General features: G+C 58.7%; 14 protein-coding genes. 10 read left to right on the top strand and 4 right to left on the bottom strand.

The window, feature by feature from the left end:
* The first annotated feature begins 19 nt into the window (after positions 1 to 19).
* The 3 genes from VZC39_RS00880 (at position 20) to VZC39_RS00870 (ending at position 2,915) form a co-directional block, all read left to right on the top strand.
* Positions 20 to 829, top strand: coding sequence for a helix-turn-helix domain-containing protein (locus VZC39_RS00880; RefSeq protein WP_434664994.1), 810 nt, complete (start codon positions 20 to 22; stop codon positions 827 to 829).
* 219 nt (positions 830 to 1,048) lie between these two features.
* Positions 1,049 to 1,690, top strand: coding sequence for a LysE family translocator (locus tag VZC39_RS00875; protein ID WP_434664991.1), 642 nt, complete (start codon positions 1,049 to 1,051; stop codon positions 1,688 to 1,690).
* 109 nt (positions 1,691 to 1,799) lie between these two features.
* Positions 1,800 to 2,915 carry a YeeE/YedE family protein gene (locus tag VZC39_RS00870; RefSeq protein ID WP_434664990.1) on the top strand — a complete coding sequence of 372 codons (1,116 nt, stop codon included), beginning with the start codon at positions 1,800 to 1,802 and terminating at the stop codon, positions 2,913 to 2,915.
* 43 nt (positions 2,916 to 2,958) lie between these two features.
* Here the strand turns inward: VZC39_RS00870 and VZC39_RS00865 are convergent, their stop codons facing one another.
* Positions 2,959 to 3,627, bottom strand: a complete 669-nt coding sequence (locus tag VZC39_RS00865; protein ID WP_434664988.1) for a chromophore lyase CpcT/CpeT — start codon at positions 3,625 to 3,627, stop codon at positions 2,959 to 2,961.
* Positions 3,628 to 3,770: 143 nt separating this feature from the next.
* On the bottom strand, positions 3,771 to 4,358 hold the full coding sequence (eamB, locus tag VZC39_RS00860) for a cysteine/O-acetylserine transporter (protein ID WP_434664986.1): 588 nt from the start codon (positions 4,356 to 4,358) through the stop codon (positions 3,771 to 3,773).
* A 104-nt stretch (positions 4,359 to 4,462) separates the two neighbouring features.
* On the opposite strand from eamB, the gene VZC39_RS00855 reads away from it, so the two are divergent.
* Both VZC39_RS00855 and VZC39_RS00850 read left to right on the top strand, forming a co-directional pair.
* The gene (locus VZC39_RS00855) at positions 4,463 to 5,407 is read left to right on the top strand and encodes a LysR family transcriptional regulator (RefSeq protein ID WP_434664984.1); all 945 of its coding nucleotides are present in this window, start codon (positions 4,463 to 4,465) and stop codon (positions 5,405 to 5,407) included.
* Between the two features lie 90 nt (positions 5,408 to 5,497).
* Positions 5,498 to 5,947: an SRPBCC family protein gene (locus VZC39_RS00850; protein ID WP_434664982.1), complete on the top strand. Its 450-nt coding sequence runs from the start codon at positions 5,498 to 5,500 to the stop codon at positions 5,945 to 5,947.
* A gap of 260 nt (positions 5,948 to 6,207) precedes the next feature.
* On the opposite strand, the gene VZC39_RS00845 is transcribed toward VZC39_RS00850, so the two are convergent.
* Complete coding sequence (locus VZC39_RS00845; protein ID WP_349920585.1) at positions 6,208 to 6,708, bottom strand: DUF1993 domain-containing protein; 501 nt, start codon at positions 6,706 to 6,708, stop codon at positions 6,208 to 6,210.
* A 284-nt stretch (positions 6,709 to 6,992) separates the two neighbouring features.
* Between VZC39_RS00845 and ydfZ the strand changes: the two genes are divergently transcribed.
* The 3 genes from ydfZ (at position 6,993) to VZC39_RS00830 (ending at position 9,900) form a co-directional block, all read left to right on the top strand.
* Positions 6,993 to 7,190 carry a putative selenium delivery protein YdfZ gene (ydfZ, locus tag VZC39_RS00840; protein WP_332503353.1) on the top strand — a complete coding sequence of 66 codons (198 nt, stop codon included), beginning with the start codon at positions 6,993 to 6,995 and terminating at the stop codon, positions 7,188 to 7,190.
* A 250-nt stretch (positions 7,191 to 7,440) separates the two neighbouring features.
* On the top strand, positions 7,441 to 7,971 hold the full coding sequence (locus VZC39_RS00835; RefSeq protein ID WP_434664979.1) for an REP-associated tyrosine transposase: 531 nt from the start codon (positions 7,441 to 7,443) through the stop codon (positions 7,969 to 7,971).
* 258 nt (positions 7,972 to 8,229) lie between these two features.
* Positions 8,230 to 9,900 (top strand): P-loop ATPase, Sll1717 family, encoded by a 1,671-nt coding sequence (locus VZC39_RS00830; protein ID WP_434664977.1) that lies wholly within the window; start codon positions 8,230 to 8,232, stop codon positions 9,898 to 9,900.
* Between the two features lie 534 nt (positions 9,901 to 10,434).
* Here the strand turns inward: VZC39_RS00830 and uvrD are convergent.
* Positions 10,435 to 12,606, bottom strand: coding sequence for a DNA helicase II (gene uvrD / locus VZC39_RS00825; RefSeq protein ID WP_434664975.1), 2,172 nt, complete (start codon positions 12,604 to 12,606; stop codon positions 10,435 to 10,437).
* Between the two features lie 421 nt (positions 12,607 to 13,027).
* Here uvrD and VZC39_RS00820 point away from each other — a divergent pair, with 421 nt between their 5' ends.
* Complete coding sequence (locus VZC39_RS00820; protein ID WP_434664973.1) at positions 13,028 to 14,026, top strand: BMP family lipoprotein; 999 nt, start codon at positions 13,028 to 13,030, stop codon at positions 14,024 to 14,026.
* An 87-nt stretch (positions 14,027 to 14,113) separates the two neighbouring features.
* Positions 14,114 to 15,694 (top strand): ABC transporter ATP-binding protein, encoded by a 1,581-nt coding sequence (locus tag VZC39_RS00815; protein ID WP_434664971.1) that lies wholly within the window; start codon positions 14,114 to 14,116, stop codon positions 15,692 to 15,694.
* Positions 15,695 to 15,752: the final 58 nt, after the last annotated feature.

The following is a 15,752-nucleotide window of genomic DNA, read 5'->3' as shown; positions in this document are numbered from 1 at the left end:
TTTGGGGTATCAATAAGTCATGAACGCGCCCCAATCCCGCATCCACTACTGGCAATCCCGGCTGCTGCCGGGGGTCGAGCTCTCCCACTCCCATCACAGGGAGTTCAGCTATGGCCGCCACGTCCACCTGGACTATCACATCGGTCTGGTGCAGCGGGGTGGCCAGAAGTTCATCCACAAGGGCAGCAGCCACAATCTGGTGCGCGGCGAGCTCTCCACCGTCAACCCGGACGAGATGCACGACGGCCTGAGCCTGCTGCCGGAAGGCTACGAGGTGCGGGTATTCGCCATCGCCCCCGAGCAGCTGGCCCGCTGGCTGCCGGACAGCCCTGAGCCCTTCTTCGACAAGGGCCTGCAGAGCCGACCCGACCTCTATCAGGGCTTCGCCCGCCTGCACATGTATCTGGACAATCCCGAGCCGGACGGCCTGCGGGCGGAGAGCGAACTGCTCGGTCTGCTCGGCGAGCTGCTGCATCTCTCCCCCGAGCGCCACGCCCTGGCGGATCCCCAGCTCAGGTATCTGCGGGACTATCTGCTGAGCCAGCTGGACGGCCACCACAGCCTGGAGGATCTGGCCGCCCAGTTCGGGCTGGATCGCTTCGCCTTCCTGCGCCAGTTCAAGAAGAAGACCGGCATGACCCCCTACGCCTGGCTCAAGCGGCTGCGCCTCGAACAGGGCAAGCGCCTGCTCGGCAGCGGTCTGCCGGTGAGCGAGGTGGCGCTCGCCGTCGGTTTCTTCGATCAGAGTCACTTCCACCACGGCTTTCGTCAGGCGTTCGGCCTCACCCCGGCGGATTACCGCCAGCAGATGCAATCGGTTGGCCGCTAACCCGCTCGACCCCTGCCAAGCAGGCAGTGCATCGAACTAGATTAAATCAACCCTAAGAAACAAAATCCTACTAAAAACACATAACCAGCATCTTTCACTGCCATCCTGATGCTACGGCGAGGCTCCCGCCCGCCACCCGCCGCGACCGTGCAATCTTTTACAAGCCAGCCCCGCGGCTCATGCCCCATGCTCTGTCCTCTGTTGTCGTCGAGGTATGCCATGTTTACCAGCCTGTTCCTGACCATAGGTCTCATCCATCTCGTCGCCCTGGCGAGCCCGGGCCCGGATTTCGCCCTGATCCTGCGCACCAGTCTGCATAGACCCACCGCCCTCGGGGCGGCGCTCGGCATCGCGATCGCCATCCTGTTGCACGCCACCTTGAGCCTCACCGGCATCAGCCTGCTGATCGCGAGCCACCCCTGGCTGTTTCTGGCGGTGAAAGTGGTGGGAGCCCTCTACCTCGGCTGGCTCGGTTATGGGGCACTCAAGGGCGCCTGGCAGGGCGCGGCCGGGCAGGCGTTCAAGGCGGGAGGTGAACGTCAGGGCTGGCGCAAGGGCATCAAGAGCGGCCTGGCCACCAATCTGCTCAACCCCAAGGCACTCCTGTTCTTCATGGGATTGCTGGCGGCCATGGTGACCCCGCAGGTGGATGGCCTGACCCGGGGCCTGCTGATCCTTGAGCTGTTCCTGCTCTCCCTGGCCTGGTTCGGCCTGCTGGCCTGGAGCCTCTCCACCGCCCGGGCCCAGGGGTTGCTTGGCCGCATCCAGCGTCCGCTCAACCTGGTGACCGGCCTGCTGTTTTGCGCCGTTAGCCTCTCCATCCTGGCCGAGCTGGTCGTCGAGGCCGGCGCTTATGTCTGAGGCGTAGGGCATATGGAAACAGCCCGGTTCCACCGAGCGGGCTGGCATTGGACTCATTGCGGGATTAGGATGCACGCCTTTACCACAACAATGTGAAGGACATATCGGCATGACTCGACAATGGTCGCTCCCCATCGTGATTCTCGCGGGGGGAGCGTTGTACTATCTGGGCGCTCAGTTCGGCATGAAATGGGCCCTGATGGCCCTCATCGGTTTCGGATTCGGCTTCACCCTCTCCTTCAGCCGCTTCGGTATCGTGTTCGGCTGGCGCGAGATGCTGACCCGGCGCAACAGCTACTATGTGCGCATTCACCTGCTGACCATCGCCATCGAGATCCTGCTGTTCACCAGCTTCCTCTCCTTCAGCCATGCCCTGTTCGGGGATGCCATGGTGGGCAACATCATGGCCATCGGCGTGCCCTTCATCGTCGGCGCCTTCCTGTTCGGTATCGGCATGCAGCTGGCGGGGGTCTGTGCCACCGGTACCCTCTATTGCTGCGGCGAGGGGCAACCCCGCTTCTGGCTGGTGCTGGTCTGCTACGGCATCGGCACCCTGATCAGCAGCCAGTTCCGCCCGGCGCTGGACGCCACCTTCACCAGCCAGACGGTGCTGTTCAAGGATCTGACCGGCAATCACTGGAGCGGCATGGTACTGAACCTGGCGCTGGTCGGTGCCCTGTTCTGGCTGTTTCGCAAGAGCGAGCGGCATCGCACCGGCGAGATCCAGCCCATCTTCGGCGGCGGCAACCCCTTCTGGCGCGATGGCCGCTTCACCGTACTGACCGGCGGCATCCTCATCGCCCTGCTCAACTCCGCCGTGGTCGCCCTGCACGGCTCGGCCTGGACCATCACCGGCGCCGTACACGAGATGGCCCTGCGCGGCGCCGCCGTGTTCGGCCTCTATCAAGACAGCCCCAAGCTGGCGCAGCCCTTCTTCCAGAACCCCATGGTGGGCATGTTCTGGCTCGGGATCCTGGGGGCGGCCCTGGCCCGCTGCCTGAGCGGCGGCGCCAGCTTCGCACCCGCGCGCCTCGGCAACACGCTGGCGGCGGTATTGGGGGGGTTATTGATGGGAATGGGGGCCATGTACAGCGCCTGCAACCTCGGCGGCTACTTCGACGGCACGGCCTCCGGCAGCCTGCACGGCTGGGTCTGGATGTTGATGGCGCTGGGCGGCAGCCTCATCGGCATTCGTCTGCGTCCCCTGTTCGGGCTGGCACGCTGACGGCCCTCACCCGCCATGAATGGACGGGGTGCCCTGCATCCCGTCACTCTCCCCGCTGTTTCACCCGCCGCAGATAGACATAGCCTTCACCCGGGCTGCCCCAGCGCTGGTGCGCCTCGTTGTCGTAGGCTCTGTCCAGCAGCCTGATGCTGTCGGGGCCAATCCAGAGGTACTGCACCAGAGTGCTGGCGCCGCCGAAGTTGGTGGAACAGCTGCCCACCTTGCTGCTCCCCTTGTACTCCCCCGTGGGTTGGCGGCTCAGCCAGATCTCGCAGCCCTGACGCAGGGAGAGTTGTTGCGGGGTGAGGGTATCGAGCAGCTCGGGCCTGCGCCAGGCACCGGCGAAGTCGGTGGCCCTCGGCATGGTGAACTCGGCCATCAGGATGCGGCCATCCGGTACCGGCGAGAAGCGGTAGATGCGCTGGCGAAACGGGCGCACCGCCCGCTCGGTCAGGAACTGCTCGGCATAGACCCAGCGAAAGCCCCGATAGTCGGGCCAGATCTCCACCAGTCGCAGCTCGGCACTGGTGAAGCGCTTGTCATAGCTGGCCTGCTCCCGGCTGGAGAACTCGCCGGAAAACCAGGAGAGCAGGGGTTCCATGCTGACCTGATTCAGGTGTGGTGTGGCCGGCGGCGTCACAAAGGGAGCGGGGGCCGCCCATACCAGGCAGGTATAAAACAGCCCGAACAGGGCCGTCATCAGCTTTATCATCGAATCCTTCCGAGTCGCTTGCATGGCGGCGATTATATGAGCGAACGCCCGCAATAACCTCTACCTTGATCAACTCCTTCAAAATCCGATGAAAAATCACGGTGTTAGCGAACAACTGCGACGCAGCCCGCGCCTGTGCCCCGTCAGATCAGCATCCGAATCGCACAGTAGACCAGCAGGGCCGCCAGGGTCAGGTTCAGGATGCGGCCGTGGCGCTGGAACAGAGGCTGCAATAGATGACCCGCCAGGGCCCAGCAGAGGTTCCCCAACGAGCCGATCAGCGCCAACAGCAGGCTGACGGCCAGCACCCAGACAAGTTCTGTGGTGTGGGGCAGTACGAAGGTGGAGAGCGCCGTGATGCCGTAGAGAATGATCTTCACGTTCACGAACTGCAGCCAGAAGCTGGTCCAGAAGCCGGGCAAGGCCCCATCGGCGCTAGACAGACTGGAGCCACTGGTCGCAATGCGCCAGGCCAGCCAGAGCACATAGGCCGCCCCGGCCCAGCTGAGCCAGCCAACCAGCACGGGGGAGAGGCTGATGAGGGTGAAGGTGAACAGGGCACACAGCAGCATGATCAGCAGGAAGCCCGCATTCATGCCCGCCAGCACCCGGCCGCTGCGGCGCAAACCATGCTGATTGGCGGCGCTCAGGGCCAGGATATTGTTCGGTCCCGGCGTCATGGCCGTGATCAGGGTGTAGGTCAAAAATGCGCTGACAAGGGTCGAGGTCATGGTGTTTCTCCGAATGGGAGTGATACCTTAACGCGGCCACTGGCATCAAAAAATCGAATGTTTTAGCATTCTAGATTCAACCATTTCGATGAATTGGAGTCCCCATGGATCTGCGACGTCTCATTACCCTCAAAACGGTGATCGAGGAGGGCTCCTTCGTGAAGGCATCCCGCAAGCTCTGCTGCACCCAGTCGACGATAACCTTCCATATCCAGCAGTTGGAACAGGATCTTTCGCTGCAACTGTTCGAAAAAATAGGCCGTCGCATGTGCCTGACCAAGGCCGGGCAGAATATCATGCCCCATGTGTACGAGATGATCCGGGTGATGGCCGGTCTGCGCCAGGCGGCGCAGCAGGACGCCGAGCCGAGCGGCGAGCTCAGGGTTGCCATCGGCGAAACCCTGCTGGCCTACAAGATGCCGGCGGTGCTCGCGCGCTTCAAGCGGCTCGCTCCCGGGGTGCGCCTGTCGCTCCAGTCCCTGAACTGCTACGTCATTCGCGATGCGTTGCTGGCGGACGAGGCCGATCTCGGCATCTTCTACCGGGTCGGCAACGATGCCGCCCTGCAGATGGAGAGCTTTGGCGAGCAACCCCTGGTGCTGGTCGCCTCCCCCGCCCTCAGCGGTATCGACTTCACCCGCCCGGATCAACACCTGCCGGTCAGCTTCATCATCAACGAGCCCCAGTGCATCTTCCGCCAGCTGTTCGAGAGCACCCTTCGCCAGCGTGGCATCACCCTGGACGGCACCATAGAGCTGTGGAGCATAGAGAGCATCAAGCGCTGCGTGGCCAGCAACCTCGGCGTCTCCTTCCTGCCCCGCTTCACCGTCGAGCGGGAGCTGAGTTCGGGGGAACTGCAGGAGCTGCCCTTCTCCCCCACGCCCCTCGTCATCACGGCCCTGTGCGCCCACCACGCCGGCAAGTTTGTCAGCCCCGCCATGCGGGTATTTATGGCGTGCGTGCAGGCGTGCCTGACAGAGGAGGAGCCGCCAGCGGCAAATGCGGCCACTCATGGCGACCAGGACGCGCGCCGCCTGACGACAAGCTGACCCCTTCATGGGCGCCACGACGCCCGGCCGCCGGTTGTCCTTCCCCCGAGCGGCTATCCTTGCTCCGACACCACAGAGAGGGAATCCATCATGAGCACAGGCACAGTGACACTGCATCGCGTCCTCAAGGCACCGCCGGATCGGGTCTATCGCGCCTTTATCGAAGGGGCGGCGCTGGCCAAGTGGCTGCCGCCACACGGTTTTACCTGCAAGGTGGAGCACCTGGAGGCCCGGGTCGGCGGCACCTTCCGCATGGCATTCACCAATTTCGGCACCGGCCACTCCCACGCCTTCGGCGGCGAGTATCAGGAGCTGGAGCCGGGCAAGCGCATCCGCTACACCGACCGCTTCGATGACCCCAACCTGCCGGGGGAGATGCGGGTCACCATCCACCTGAAAGCGGTGCTGTGCGGCACCGAGCTTGCCATCGAACAGGCGGGGATCCCCGCCCTCATTCCGGTGGAGATGTGTTACCTCGGCTGGCAGGAATCCCTGGCCCAGCTGGCCGCACTGGTGGAACCGGATATACCGAACGAATAATCGTTAAAACAGGGAAAAAGGCAGATAACACACTGCCCGTTCCCGAAAACAGACAGCCCAAAAGCAAGAGAGCCTGCCAAACTGGCAGGCTCTCTTCATTTCGACAGACCACAGCTGACAACCTGTCCCAATAGCCGTCATTGTCGACGGCAGTCTGGACACAGCCAGTGCGCAGAAACCGGAACGTACATGAGCACGTGAGGATGTCGAGCACGGCCTGGGTTCAACATGGCGAGTTAAACAGCCTGATGGGTGGGTGCTTATTGCAGGTTCAGGCCACCCAGATAATCCCCCTTGCCGAGGTTGACCCCCGCCTTGCGCAGCAGGGCATAGGCCATGGTCAGGTGGAAGTAGAAGTTCGGAATGCCGTACTCGTGGACGCAGGTATGGCCGTCCATGCCCTTGCCACCGGCCCAGTAGGGGAAGTATTTCGCACTCGCATACTGACTGAAATCGGCCTCCAGCTTGCTTTGCAACAGGGCGACCGTGCTCTGGATATGGTGCCGCAGATCCGCCAGCGTCTTGGGATCATCTTCCATCACCGGCAGCGCGCTGTGGCTGGCGGTGGCCACCACGGCGCGGGCCGTGTCGCAGCAGATCAGCACCTGCTTGGAGAAGGGCAGCATATCGGTGATGAGACGCTCGCCGACGAAGTTGTCCGCGTTGAACTTCTTCCCGTCTGCGTGGGCTTCGGCCTTGGCCAGGCACTGGTCGAGGTTGGTCAGCATCTTGATGAACTGGGCTGCAATATCACGATTCATAATGGATTCCCGGTTGGTTGAAGGCAGTGAAACGAGCGGCATCCACTATAGCGCATCCCCTCCCCGGTTCGAGCCCTGGCGGGTAAAAAGCACAAGGGCAACGGCAGAGGCGACAAGGGATGACAAGCCCGGCCAACGTCATGCTGCCGACGCTCCGGAGCCCGACGCGGCGATGAGTTCCTCTTTGCCTCTTTTTTGATCTGTGACATGCATCACCCTTTTATGGGGGCGTAGTCTGGATCTGCTCCTTGGGCACAAGCCCTCACACAGACAAGGAGGATGCAATGAAGATCTATGACCGAAACCGCAATGTGCTGACCCTGGGCCAGCGCGTGATGATCGCCGCCACCGGCGCCGTCGATACCCTGAAAGAGGCCCACACCGACAATATGACCCCCTATCAGGCAGAGCATGAGAAGTGCGTGCTGCTGGCCAACACCCGAGAGCGTTACGCGCCCATCGAGTTGATTAGACTAGGCTGATACCCCGCATAACCTGTCACCCTACTCTTTACAATTCACCCGGCCGCCGCGCCCCGTCAGTGGTCGGGTTTCTGGTTTCCCCCTCTCAACTTTCCCCAATTTTTCATTGCGTAGGTTCGATTAGCGAAGCGTAATCGGACGATCGCGTCATCAGTCCATCGTGTCACCACAGTCTCCCGTAACCTACCACCCAACTCATCAAACTCCTGCAAGGCTATCCTTGGCTTTCACCCCAAGGGAGGAAAACAGAATGGCAAACTGGCGTCGGGCTTGGTGTCCCGGAGGCACCTGGTTCTTTACCGTCAACCTGCTGGAGCGACGCGGCAATCGACTGCTGGTGAAGCAGATCGACCTGCTGCGCCACAGCGTTGCCAAGGTGCAACAGGCTCACCCCTTCGCCATTCACGCCTGGGTAGTGTTGCCCGACCATCTCCACTGCATGCTCTCTTTGCCCGAGGGTGACACCGATTTCCCCCTGCGCTGGCGGCTCATTAAAAGCCACTTCTCCCGCGCCTTGCCGGTGGCCGAACGGCGCAGCCAGACCCGGTTACGTCACGGGGAACGTGGCATCTGGCAACGCCACTACTGGGAACATCTGATCCGGGATGAACAGGATTACCGCCACCATATGGATTACGTCCATATCAATCCGCTCAAGCATGGTCATGTCACCCGGGTAGCTGATTGGCCTTACTCCACCTTTCATCGCTATGTTGCAAGTGGCGTCTATCAGCAGGATTGGGGCGGATCGGTTGAGGGGGTGTTGGGGAGATTGGAGTGAACATCTAAAGGATTTTTCCTTCGCGAATGCCCGAATACGCGATCGTCCGATTACGCTTCGCTAATCGAACCTACGGACCTACGGACCTATGGACCTATGGACCTATGGACCTATGGACCTATGGCAATATTGCTGCATATCACATCCCCAGATTAAAAGGTTTCAGACAAGACCTATGCTGCTGTAGACTAACTACACATCAAAGTTATTGCTCAGACAAATAAATAACCTAACCTTATTAATCAACAGGGATGTTATATGGTCATTAATAAAAACTGGAAAAGTATTTTAGAACTAAAAGAACCATTTAATGACGCAATTAACTATTCAAGTAAAGACCAAAAACAATTCTTCTCAAAAGTATTTTTAAGAACTATAGATCTAGAGCGATGCTTATTGCCAACGTCTTATTACTTGATTGGGGAAAAAGGTTCCGGGAAGACTGCATATGCAGTATATTTAGAAAATAATTCGGTAGGCAATAATCAGTGCAAATTGACAACTATGACTGAAACGCAATATAAAAGATTTATTGCGATGAAGCAAGATGGTAGACTCGCATATAGCGACTATGCAAATATTTGGCGCTCCATGCTTCTACTTCTTGTCGCACAGATGATTGTTCAGCATTCGAAAGGAATGTTTGATCTTATAACGAAGAGGTTTTCTAAGATAGAAAAGGCCATTGATAAATGGAACCTTAATGCATTGAACCCAGAGATTGAGTCTGCTTTCGAATTGCTCAGCACCCAGAATGCCGAGTTGAGTACAGGTGTTAATGATGTCGCAAAAGTAAAAATGGGGGTAAAAGAACAGACTACCGATAAGACCAAAAAGATAAAGCATCACCTTTTAGAGACAGAGCATGAACTTAAAGATGCTATCAAAAATTTAAAGCTGGGTAAAAATCAGACTATATTCATCGATGGTCTTGACTATAGGCCTGAAGGTGTTCCTTATAACGAATATATTGAATGTGTAAAGGGTTTATCTGAAGCAACCTGGCAGTTGAATACGGAGTTTTTTAATTCAATTAAAGACTCTAAGGGCCGTATAAAAATCACCCTCCTAATTAGACCTGACGTTTTCCACAAGCTTAATCTTTATAACTCTAACTCTCGCCTACAAGATAACTCTGTCTTCTTAAATTGGACAACAACAGAGAAAGATTTTAGAGGATCAGATCTACTTGGTGTTAGCGGAAGATACTTCTCCACACAGCAAACATTCCCTATAACACCTTATGAGGCTTGGTCAAATTATCATGGGGGTGAACGCCATGGTGATGAAACCTTTAAGTCCCTATTGAGATATACATTTCAAAAACCTAGAGACATTCTCACTTATATACGTATAGCAAGACGTTATCATAGCGACAAAACAGAGTTTCCCAAAAAACCATTTAGTGATGCAAATATAACAAGGGAGTTTTCCGACTATTTACTTGGTGAGGTAAAGAATTATGCTTCATTCTACATGAAACAAAGTGATTTTGGAGTGTATCTAAAGTTTTTCCAATATCTTAATGGCAAGTCAATATTCTCCATGCAGGATTTTATTCAAGCTTTTGATAAATTCAAAGGGTGGGCTTCAGGTGAAACAATATACGCCAAGGAGTACCTACATGATTCTGAGTCATTACTACAATTTTTCTACGATGTGAATATTATCGGCTATAGAGAGAAGATGTTAGAGGATGGTGATAACTTCTATCACTGGGCATATAGGGAAAGAACCATAAACAATATATCACCTAAGATAAAAGGGGCTGCAGAGTTAATTCTTAACCCTGGGATATCTAAAGCTCTAGACATTGGTAAAGTTGCAGAGGAAGTTAAATCACAAGGTGGAAGTCCCGCTACAAGGAAAAGAAGAAACCGTAGAAGGTACAATAAATACAAACCCGCAAATTCGATGAGCAAAACGTAATCTAACCAGCGTCTATAACAATATATTGTGCCACGAAAGCAACCATCTTGTTTGAGCTGGGCACGGTATTGATCCCCCTCCAATCCGCCGAGGGTCAGAGGCAACGTCAGGGACGCCATCAGGGATGATGGCGTAGCCGCAGTCGGCACATGGATGTGCCGTCTGCGGCGGTCCGTCCGACGTTGGCTCTGAACCGAGGGCACTGGCGAAGCCAGCGGATTGGCGGGGGTGGCCTTTCTTTTGGTGACTTTTCTTTGGCCACGCAAAGAAAAGTCACTCGCCCAAGCCCGAAGGGCGGGCGAAACCCTGTCGAGGGCAACACCCTCGCGTCCTGCATGGCGCCAGCCGTGCCATCAGGTAAGTCCCGACACCATTTGCCAATGCTCCCTCATCCCCAACCCTTCTCCCACAAGGGGAGAAGGGAGCAAAGACGATCTAGGGAAAGAGCACGTCTCCCGCGGTGGGAAAAGGGGACAAAGACTATCTCGGGGATGATCCCCTCTCCCGCTGGGAGAGGGTCAGGGTGAGGGGACGTTACAGCACCTCAAGGCGGGCATATGCCGTCACCAGCCACTTGGCACCGACGTCATCGAACTGGATCTGTACCCGGCTCTGCTGGCCGACCCCTTCGAAGTTGAGCACGATCCCTTCCCCGAATTTCGGATGGAGCACCCGCTGGCCGAGCTTGATGCCGCTGGCGTCGAAGCTCTGCTGCACCTCGTTCTGGCTGAAGCGGCCGTATTGGGTAGGTCTGCTGACCTGGGTGCGCAGCCGGATCTCTTCGAGGCACTCGGCGGGCATCTCGCGGATGAAGCGGCTCGGCTTGTGGAACATCTCGCGGCCGTAGATGCGGCGGCTCTCCGCATAGCAGAGGTAGAGCTTCTCCATGGCGCGGGTCATGCCCACGTAACAGAGGCGCCGCTCCTCTTCCAAGCGGCCCGATTCCTCGGTGGATTGCTGGCTCGGGAACATGCCCTCCTCCAGCCCCACCAGCAGCACCAGCGGGAACTCCAGGCCCTTGGCGCTGTGCAGCGTCATCAGCTGCACCGCATCGGCGTATTCGTCCGCCTGGCCTTCCCCCGCTTCCAGCGCCGCGTGGGCGAGGAAGGCGGAGAGATCGCTCATGTCCTCCAGCTCGTCCGGGCGCTGGTACTGGCGACAGGCGGTGACCAGTTCGTCCAGGTTCTCCACCCGCGCCTGGGATTTTTCACCCTTCTCCGCCAGGTACATCGCCTTGAGGCCGGAATGCTGGATGGCGATGTCCGCCTGCTGATGTAGCGGCAGCATGGCGACCTGCTCTTCCAGCGCGTCGATCAATTCCACGAAGCCGCGCACCGCGTTGCCGGCGCGGCCGGTCAGCACCTTGTCATTGAGCAAGGTCTTGGCGGACTGCCACAGGTTCTGGCCCTGATCCCGGGCGTTGCCCCGCAGGATCTCCAGGGTGCGCTCGCCGATGCCACGGGTCGGGGTGTTGACGACCCGCTCGAAGCTGGCGTCGTCGCCGCGGTTGTTGATGAGGCGCAGGTAGGCCATGGCGTCTTTAATCTCTTGCCGCTCGAAGAAGCGCAGGCCGCCGTAGATGCGGTACGGCATGGCGTCCTGCATCAGCGCCTCTTCCAGCACCCGTGACTGGGCGTTGGAGCGGTAGAGGATGGCGCAGTCGGTGAGCAGGCCCCCCTTCTCCTTCCAGTCCTTGAGGCGACCGACCACGAAGCGGGCCTCGTCGACTTCGTTAAACGCCGCATACAGCGAAATCGGCTCGCCTTCGGCCCCCTCGGTCCAGAGCTCCTTGCCGAGGCGCTCCGCGTTGTTGGCGATGACGCTGTTGGCCGCTTTCAGGATATTGGCGCTGGAGCGGTAGTTCTGCTCGAGGCGTATGGTCTCGGCCCCCTGATAGTCGGTCAGGAAGCGCTGGATGTTCTCTATCTTGGCGCCGCGCCAGCCGTAGATGGACTGATCGTCGTCACCGACGATCATCACCCGGCCGCTGTCGCCGGCCAGCATCCGCAGCCAGGCGTACTGGATGCCGTTGGTATCCTGGAACTCATCCACCAATATGTTCTGGAAGCGATCGCGGTAGTGTTCGAGGATGTGGGGCTTGTTGAGCCACAGCTCGTGGGCGCGCAGCAATAGCTCGGCAAAATCCACCAGCCCGGAGCGATCGCAAGTCTCCTGATAGGTCTTGTAGATCTGCTGATAGGTGCGGGTGACGGGGTCGCCGTAGAGATCGATGTCGCCGGGACGCAGCCCCTCGTCCTTCTTGCCGTTGATGTAGCCCATCACGGCGCGGGGGGCCCAGTGCTTCTCGTCGAGATTCAGCGCCTTGAGCACCCGGCGGATCAGGCGGTACTGATCGTCGGAGTCGAGGATCTGGAAATCCTGGGGCAGGCCCGCATCCAGGTGGTGGGCCCGCAGCAGGCGGTGGGCGATGCCGTGGAAGGTGCCTATCCACATGCCACGCACGCCGTCGCCAATCACCTTCTCGACCCGGCCGCGCATCTCGGCAGCGGCCTTGTTGGTGAAGGTCACGGCGATGATGGAGAAGGGTGAACAACGCTCCACCTGCATCAGCCAGGCGATGCGGTGCACCAGTACCCGGGTCTTGCCCGAACCGGCACCCGCCAGCACCAGCAGGTTGCAACGGGGGGCCGCCACCGCGTCTCTTTGCTTGTCGTTGAGCCCGTCGAGCAAGGTTGAAACGTCCATCACCACTCCTGTTTATTTATACAGGCGGCGATTATACGGCCTGAGCGGCCAGAGACCAAATCTCGCTGAGATCGAACCCGGTGCGATCCCCAGGAGCAAAGATGCATGCCACATGCCATATATTGGCGCCAATGGAAACCTTGTTTTTCATCACCGCAGGAAAACGCTTGCGCATAACCCAATGAATATAAACAAAAATGTCATTTGAGCCCTATTAATCACAGCATTTAGTTCTGAAAACAAGGTTAAAAACAAACACTTATAAAGCAAATTGCTTATATTTCAAACCGTTAACGCAAACGTTTTTCCTTTATGATCTCCTTGACCCACAAGTTGGCTCACTTACAGTTAGCCAGCGTGCTTTATAGCCTGCTGCTACGGCGGGTTGTGGACCCTCAACATAACAATCAAGGATACGATCGTGACTAAAGTGCTCAAGCTGGCCACCGTGGCCGCCCTCACCCTCGCAGCCCTGTCTGCCCAGGCTGCCTCCGATCCTGCCGTCATCTATGACACCGCCGGTAAATTCGACAAGTCCTTCAACGAAGCCGTGTTCCGCAACGGCGTCGAAGTCTACAACAAGGACAAGGGCGTCAAGGTCAAGGAGTTCGAACCCCAGAACGAAGCCCAGCGTGAGCAAGGCCTGCGCCGTCTGGCCAGCCGTGGCAACAGCCCCATCGTCGCCGTCGGCTTCAACATGGGTTCCGCGGTCGAGAAAGTCGCCACCGAGTTCCCGAAGACCCAGTTCACCATCATCGACATGGTGGTCGACAAGCCGAACGTCCAGTCCCTCATCTTCAAGGAGCATGAAGGTTCCTTCCTGGTGGGCGCCCTGGCGGCCATCGCCTCCAAGAGCGGCAAGGTCGGCTTCGTGGGCGGCATGGACATCCCGCTGATCCGCAAATTCCAGTGCGGCTATGAGCAGGGCGCCAAGTACATCAATCCGAAGATCGACGTCTATCAGAACATGACCGGCTCCACCCCGGCAGCGTTTGCTGACCCGGCCAAGGGTGCCGAACTCGCCAAGTCCCAGTTCGCCAAGGGCGCCGACGTGGTCTATGCCGCCGCCGGCGGTACCGGCATCGGTGTCTATCAGGCTGCCAAGGATGAAGGCAAGCTGGCCATCGGCGTGGACTCCAACCAGAACCACCTGCAACCGGGCACCATGCTGACCTCCATGGTCAAGTCCGTCGGTCTGGCCGCGTACAAATCCTGGGATGACGCTGCCAAAGGCGAGTGGAAGCCGGGCATCCAGTCTCTGGGTCTGGCGGAAGGCGGTGTGGATTGGGCGCTGGATGAGAACAACAAGGCGCTGATCACCCCGGAGATGAAGGCCAAGGTCGACACCATCAAGGCCGACATCATCGCCGGCAAGATCAAGGTGCATGACTACATGAGCGACAACTCCTGCAAGTACTGAGTCTCTGCTACGACTCTCAACCTATGACCGACCGGCCCGCACGGGCCGGTTTTTAGTCTCTACTTCATGACCCGCAAGGACTGCATCATGGACCAGACAGATCGCTATGCCATCGAATTAAGAGGTATCGATAAGCGCTTTGGCGAGGTTTACGCCAACAAGCAGATCGACCTTCAGGTTCGTAAAGGCAGCATTCACGGCATCGTCGGCGAAAATGGCGCCGGCAAGTCGACGCTGATGAGCATCATCTACGGTTTCTACCACGCCGATAAAGGCGAGATGCTGATCGACGGCAAACCCTTCAAACCCCATGGCTCACAAGACGCGATTGCCGCCGGCGTGGGCATGGTGCACCAGCACTTTATGCTGGTGAACAACTTCACCGTGCTGGAGAACGTCATCCTCGGCGCGGAAAACGGCTGGCACCTGGGCAAGAGCCTGGCGGCGGCCGAGAAACTGCTCGGCGAGCTGGCCCGGGACTATGGTCTCGAGGTGCCGCTGCACGAGAAGATCGAGGATCTGCCGGTGGGCCTGCAACAGCGGGTCGAGATCCTCAAGGCGCTCTATCGCGGCGCCCGTATCCTGATCCTGGACGAGCCGACCGGGGTACTGACCCCGCAAGAGGCGGATCACCTGTTCGAGGTACTGAAAAAGCTGCGGGATCAAGGTGCGACCATCATCCTCATCACCCACAAGCTGCGGGAGATCCTGGCCATCACGGATCAGGTCTCCATCATGCGCCGGGGGGAGATGGTGGCCCACGTCGCCACCAGGGATACCGATAAAGAACAGCTCGCCGAGCTGATGGTGGGCCGCAAGGTACGCCTCAAGGTCGACAAGGGTGCCGCCCAGCCGGGCGAGGCCAAGCTCAGGGTCGAGGGGCTCAGCTACTTCGATGAGGCCAAGGTGGAGCGGGTCAAATCCGTCAGCTTCGAGGTACGAGCAGGGGAAGTGGTCGGCATCGCCGGCGTCTCCGGCAACGGCCAGTCCGAGCTGCTCAGCCTGCTCGGCGGCATCCTCAAACCCAGCAAGGGCAGCTTCACCATCAAGGGCAGCAGCGCCGTCCATCTGGTGAATCACGACCAGCCCGCCGATCCCGAGATGGTGCGCAACTTCGGCCTCGGCCACATCCCGGAAGACAGGCACAAGATGGGGCTCATCAATCGCTTCGAGGCGAAAGAGGCCTTCATCCTCGGCTATCACAGGCGTGCCCAGTACAACAAAGGGATGCTGCAGGACAAGGCGGCGATCCTGAAGGATTGCCAGGAGAAGATGGACAAGTGGGACGTGCGCCCGCCCCATCCCGAGCACAAGACCGCGAACTTCTCCGGCGGCAACCAACAGAAACTGGTGATCGCCCGGGAAGTGGAGCAGGACCCGGATGTGCTGCTGGTCGGCCAGCCGACCCGCGGGGTCGACATCGGCGCCATCGAGTACATCCACCAGCAGATCATCGCCATGCGCGACAAGGGCAAGGCGGTGTTGCTGGTCTCCGTGGAGCTGGACGAGATCATGAGTCTGTCTGACCGCATCCTGGTCATTGCCGATGGTCGCATCGTCGGTGAACTGGACGGCGCCAAGGCGGATGAGCGCACCATAGGGCTGATGATGGCTAACATCGTTCCCGACGAAGTGGCGGCAAGCCAACCCGAAGGAGCCACCTCATGAGACTCGTACCATCCTGCGAAACAATGGACGTGATGATGGTCAACGCACCCGTTCCCGC

The sequence above is a fragment of the Aeromonas sp. NJAU223 genome, from assembly GCF_051125555.1.
Taxonomy (GTDB): domain Bacteria; phylum Pseudomonadota; class Gammaproteobacteria; order Enterobacterales; family Aeromonadaceae; genus Aeromonas; species Aeromonas veronii_G.
Note: the sequence above shows the minus strand (reverse complement) of the source record. Positions and strands in the feature narration are given on the sequence as shown.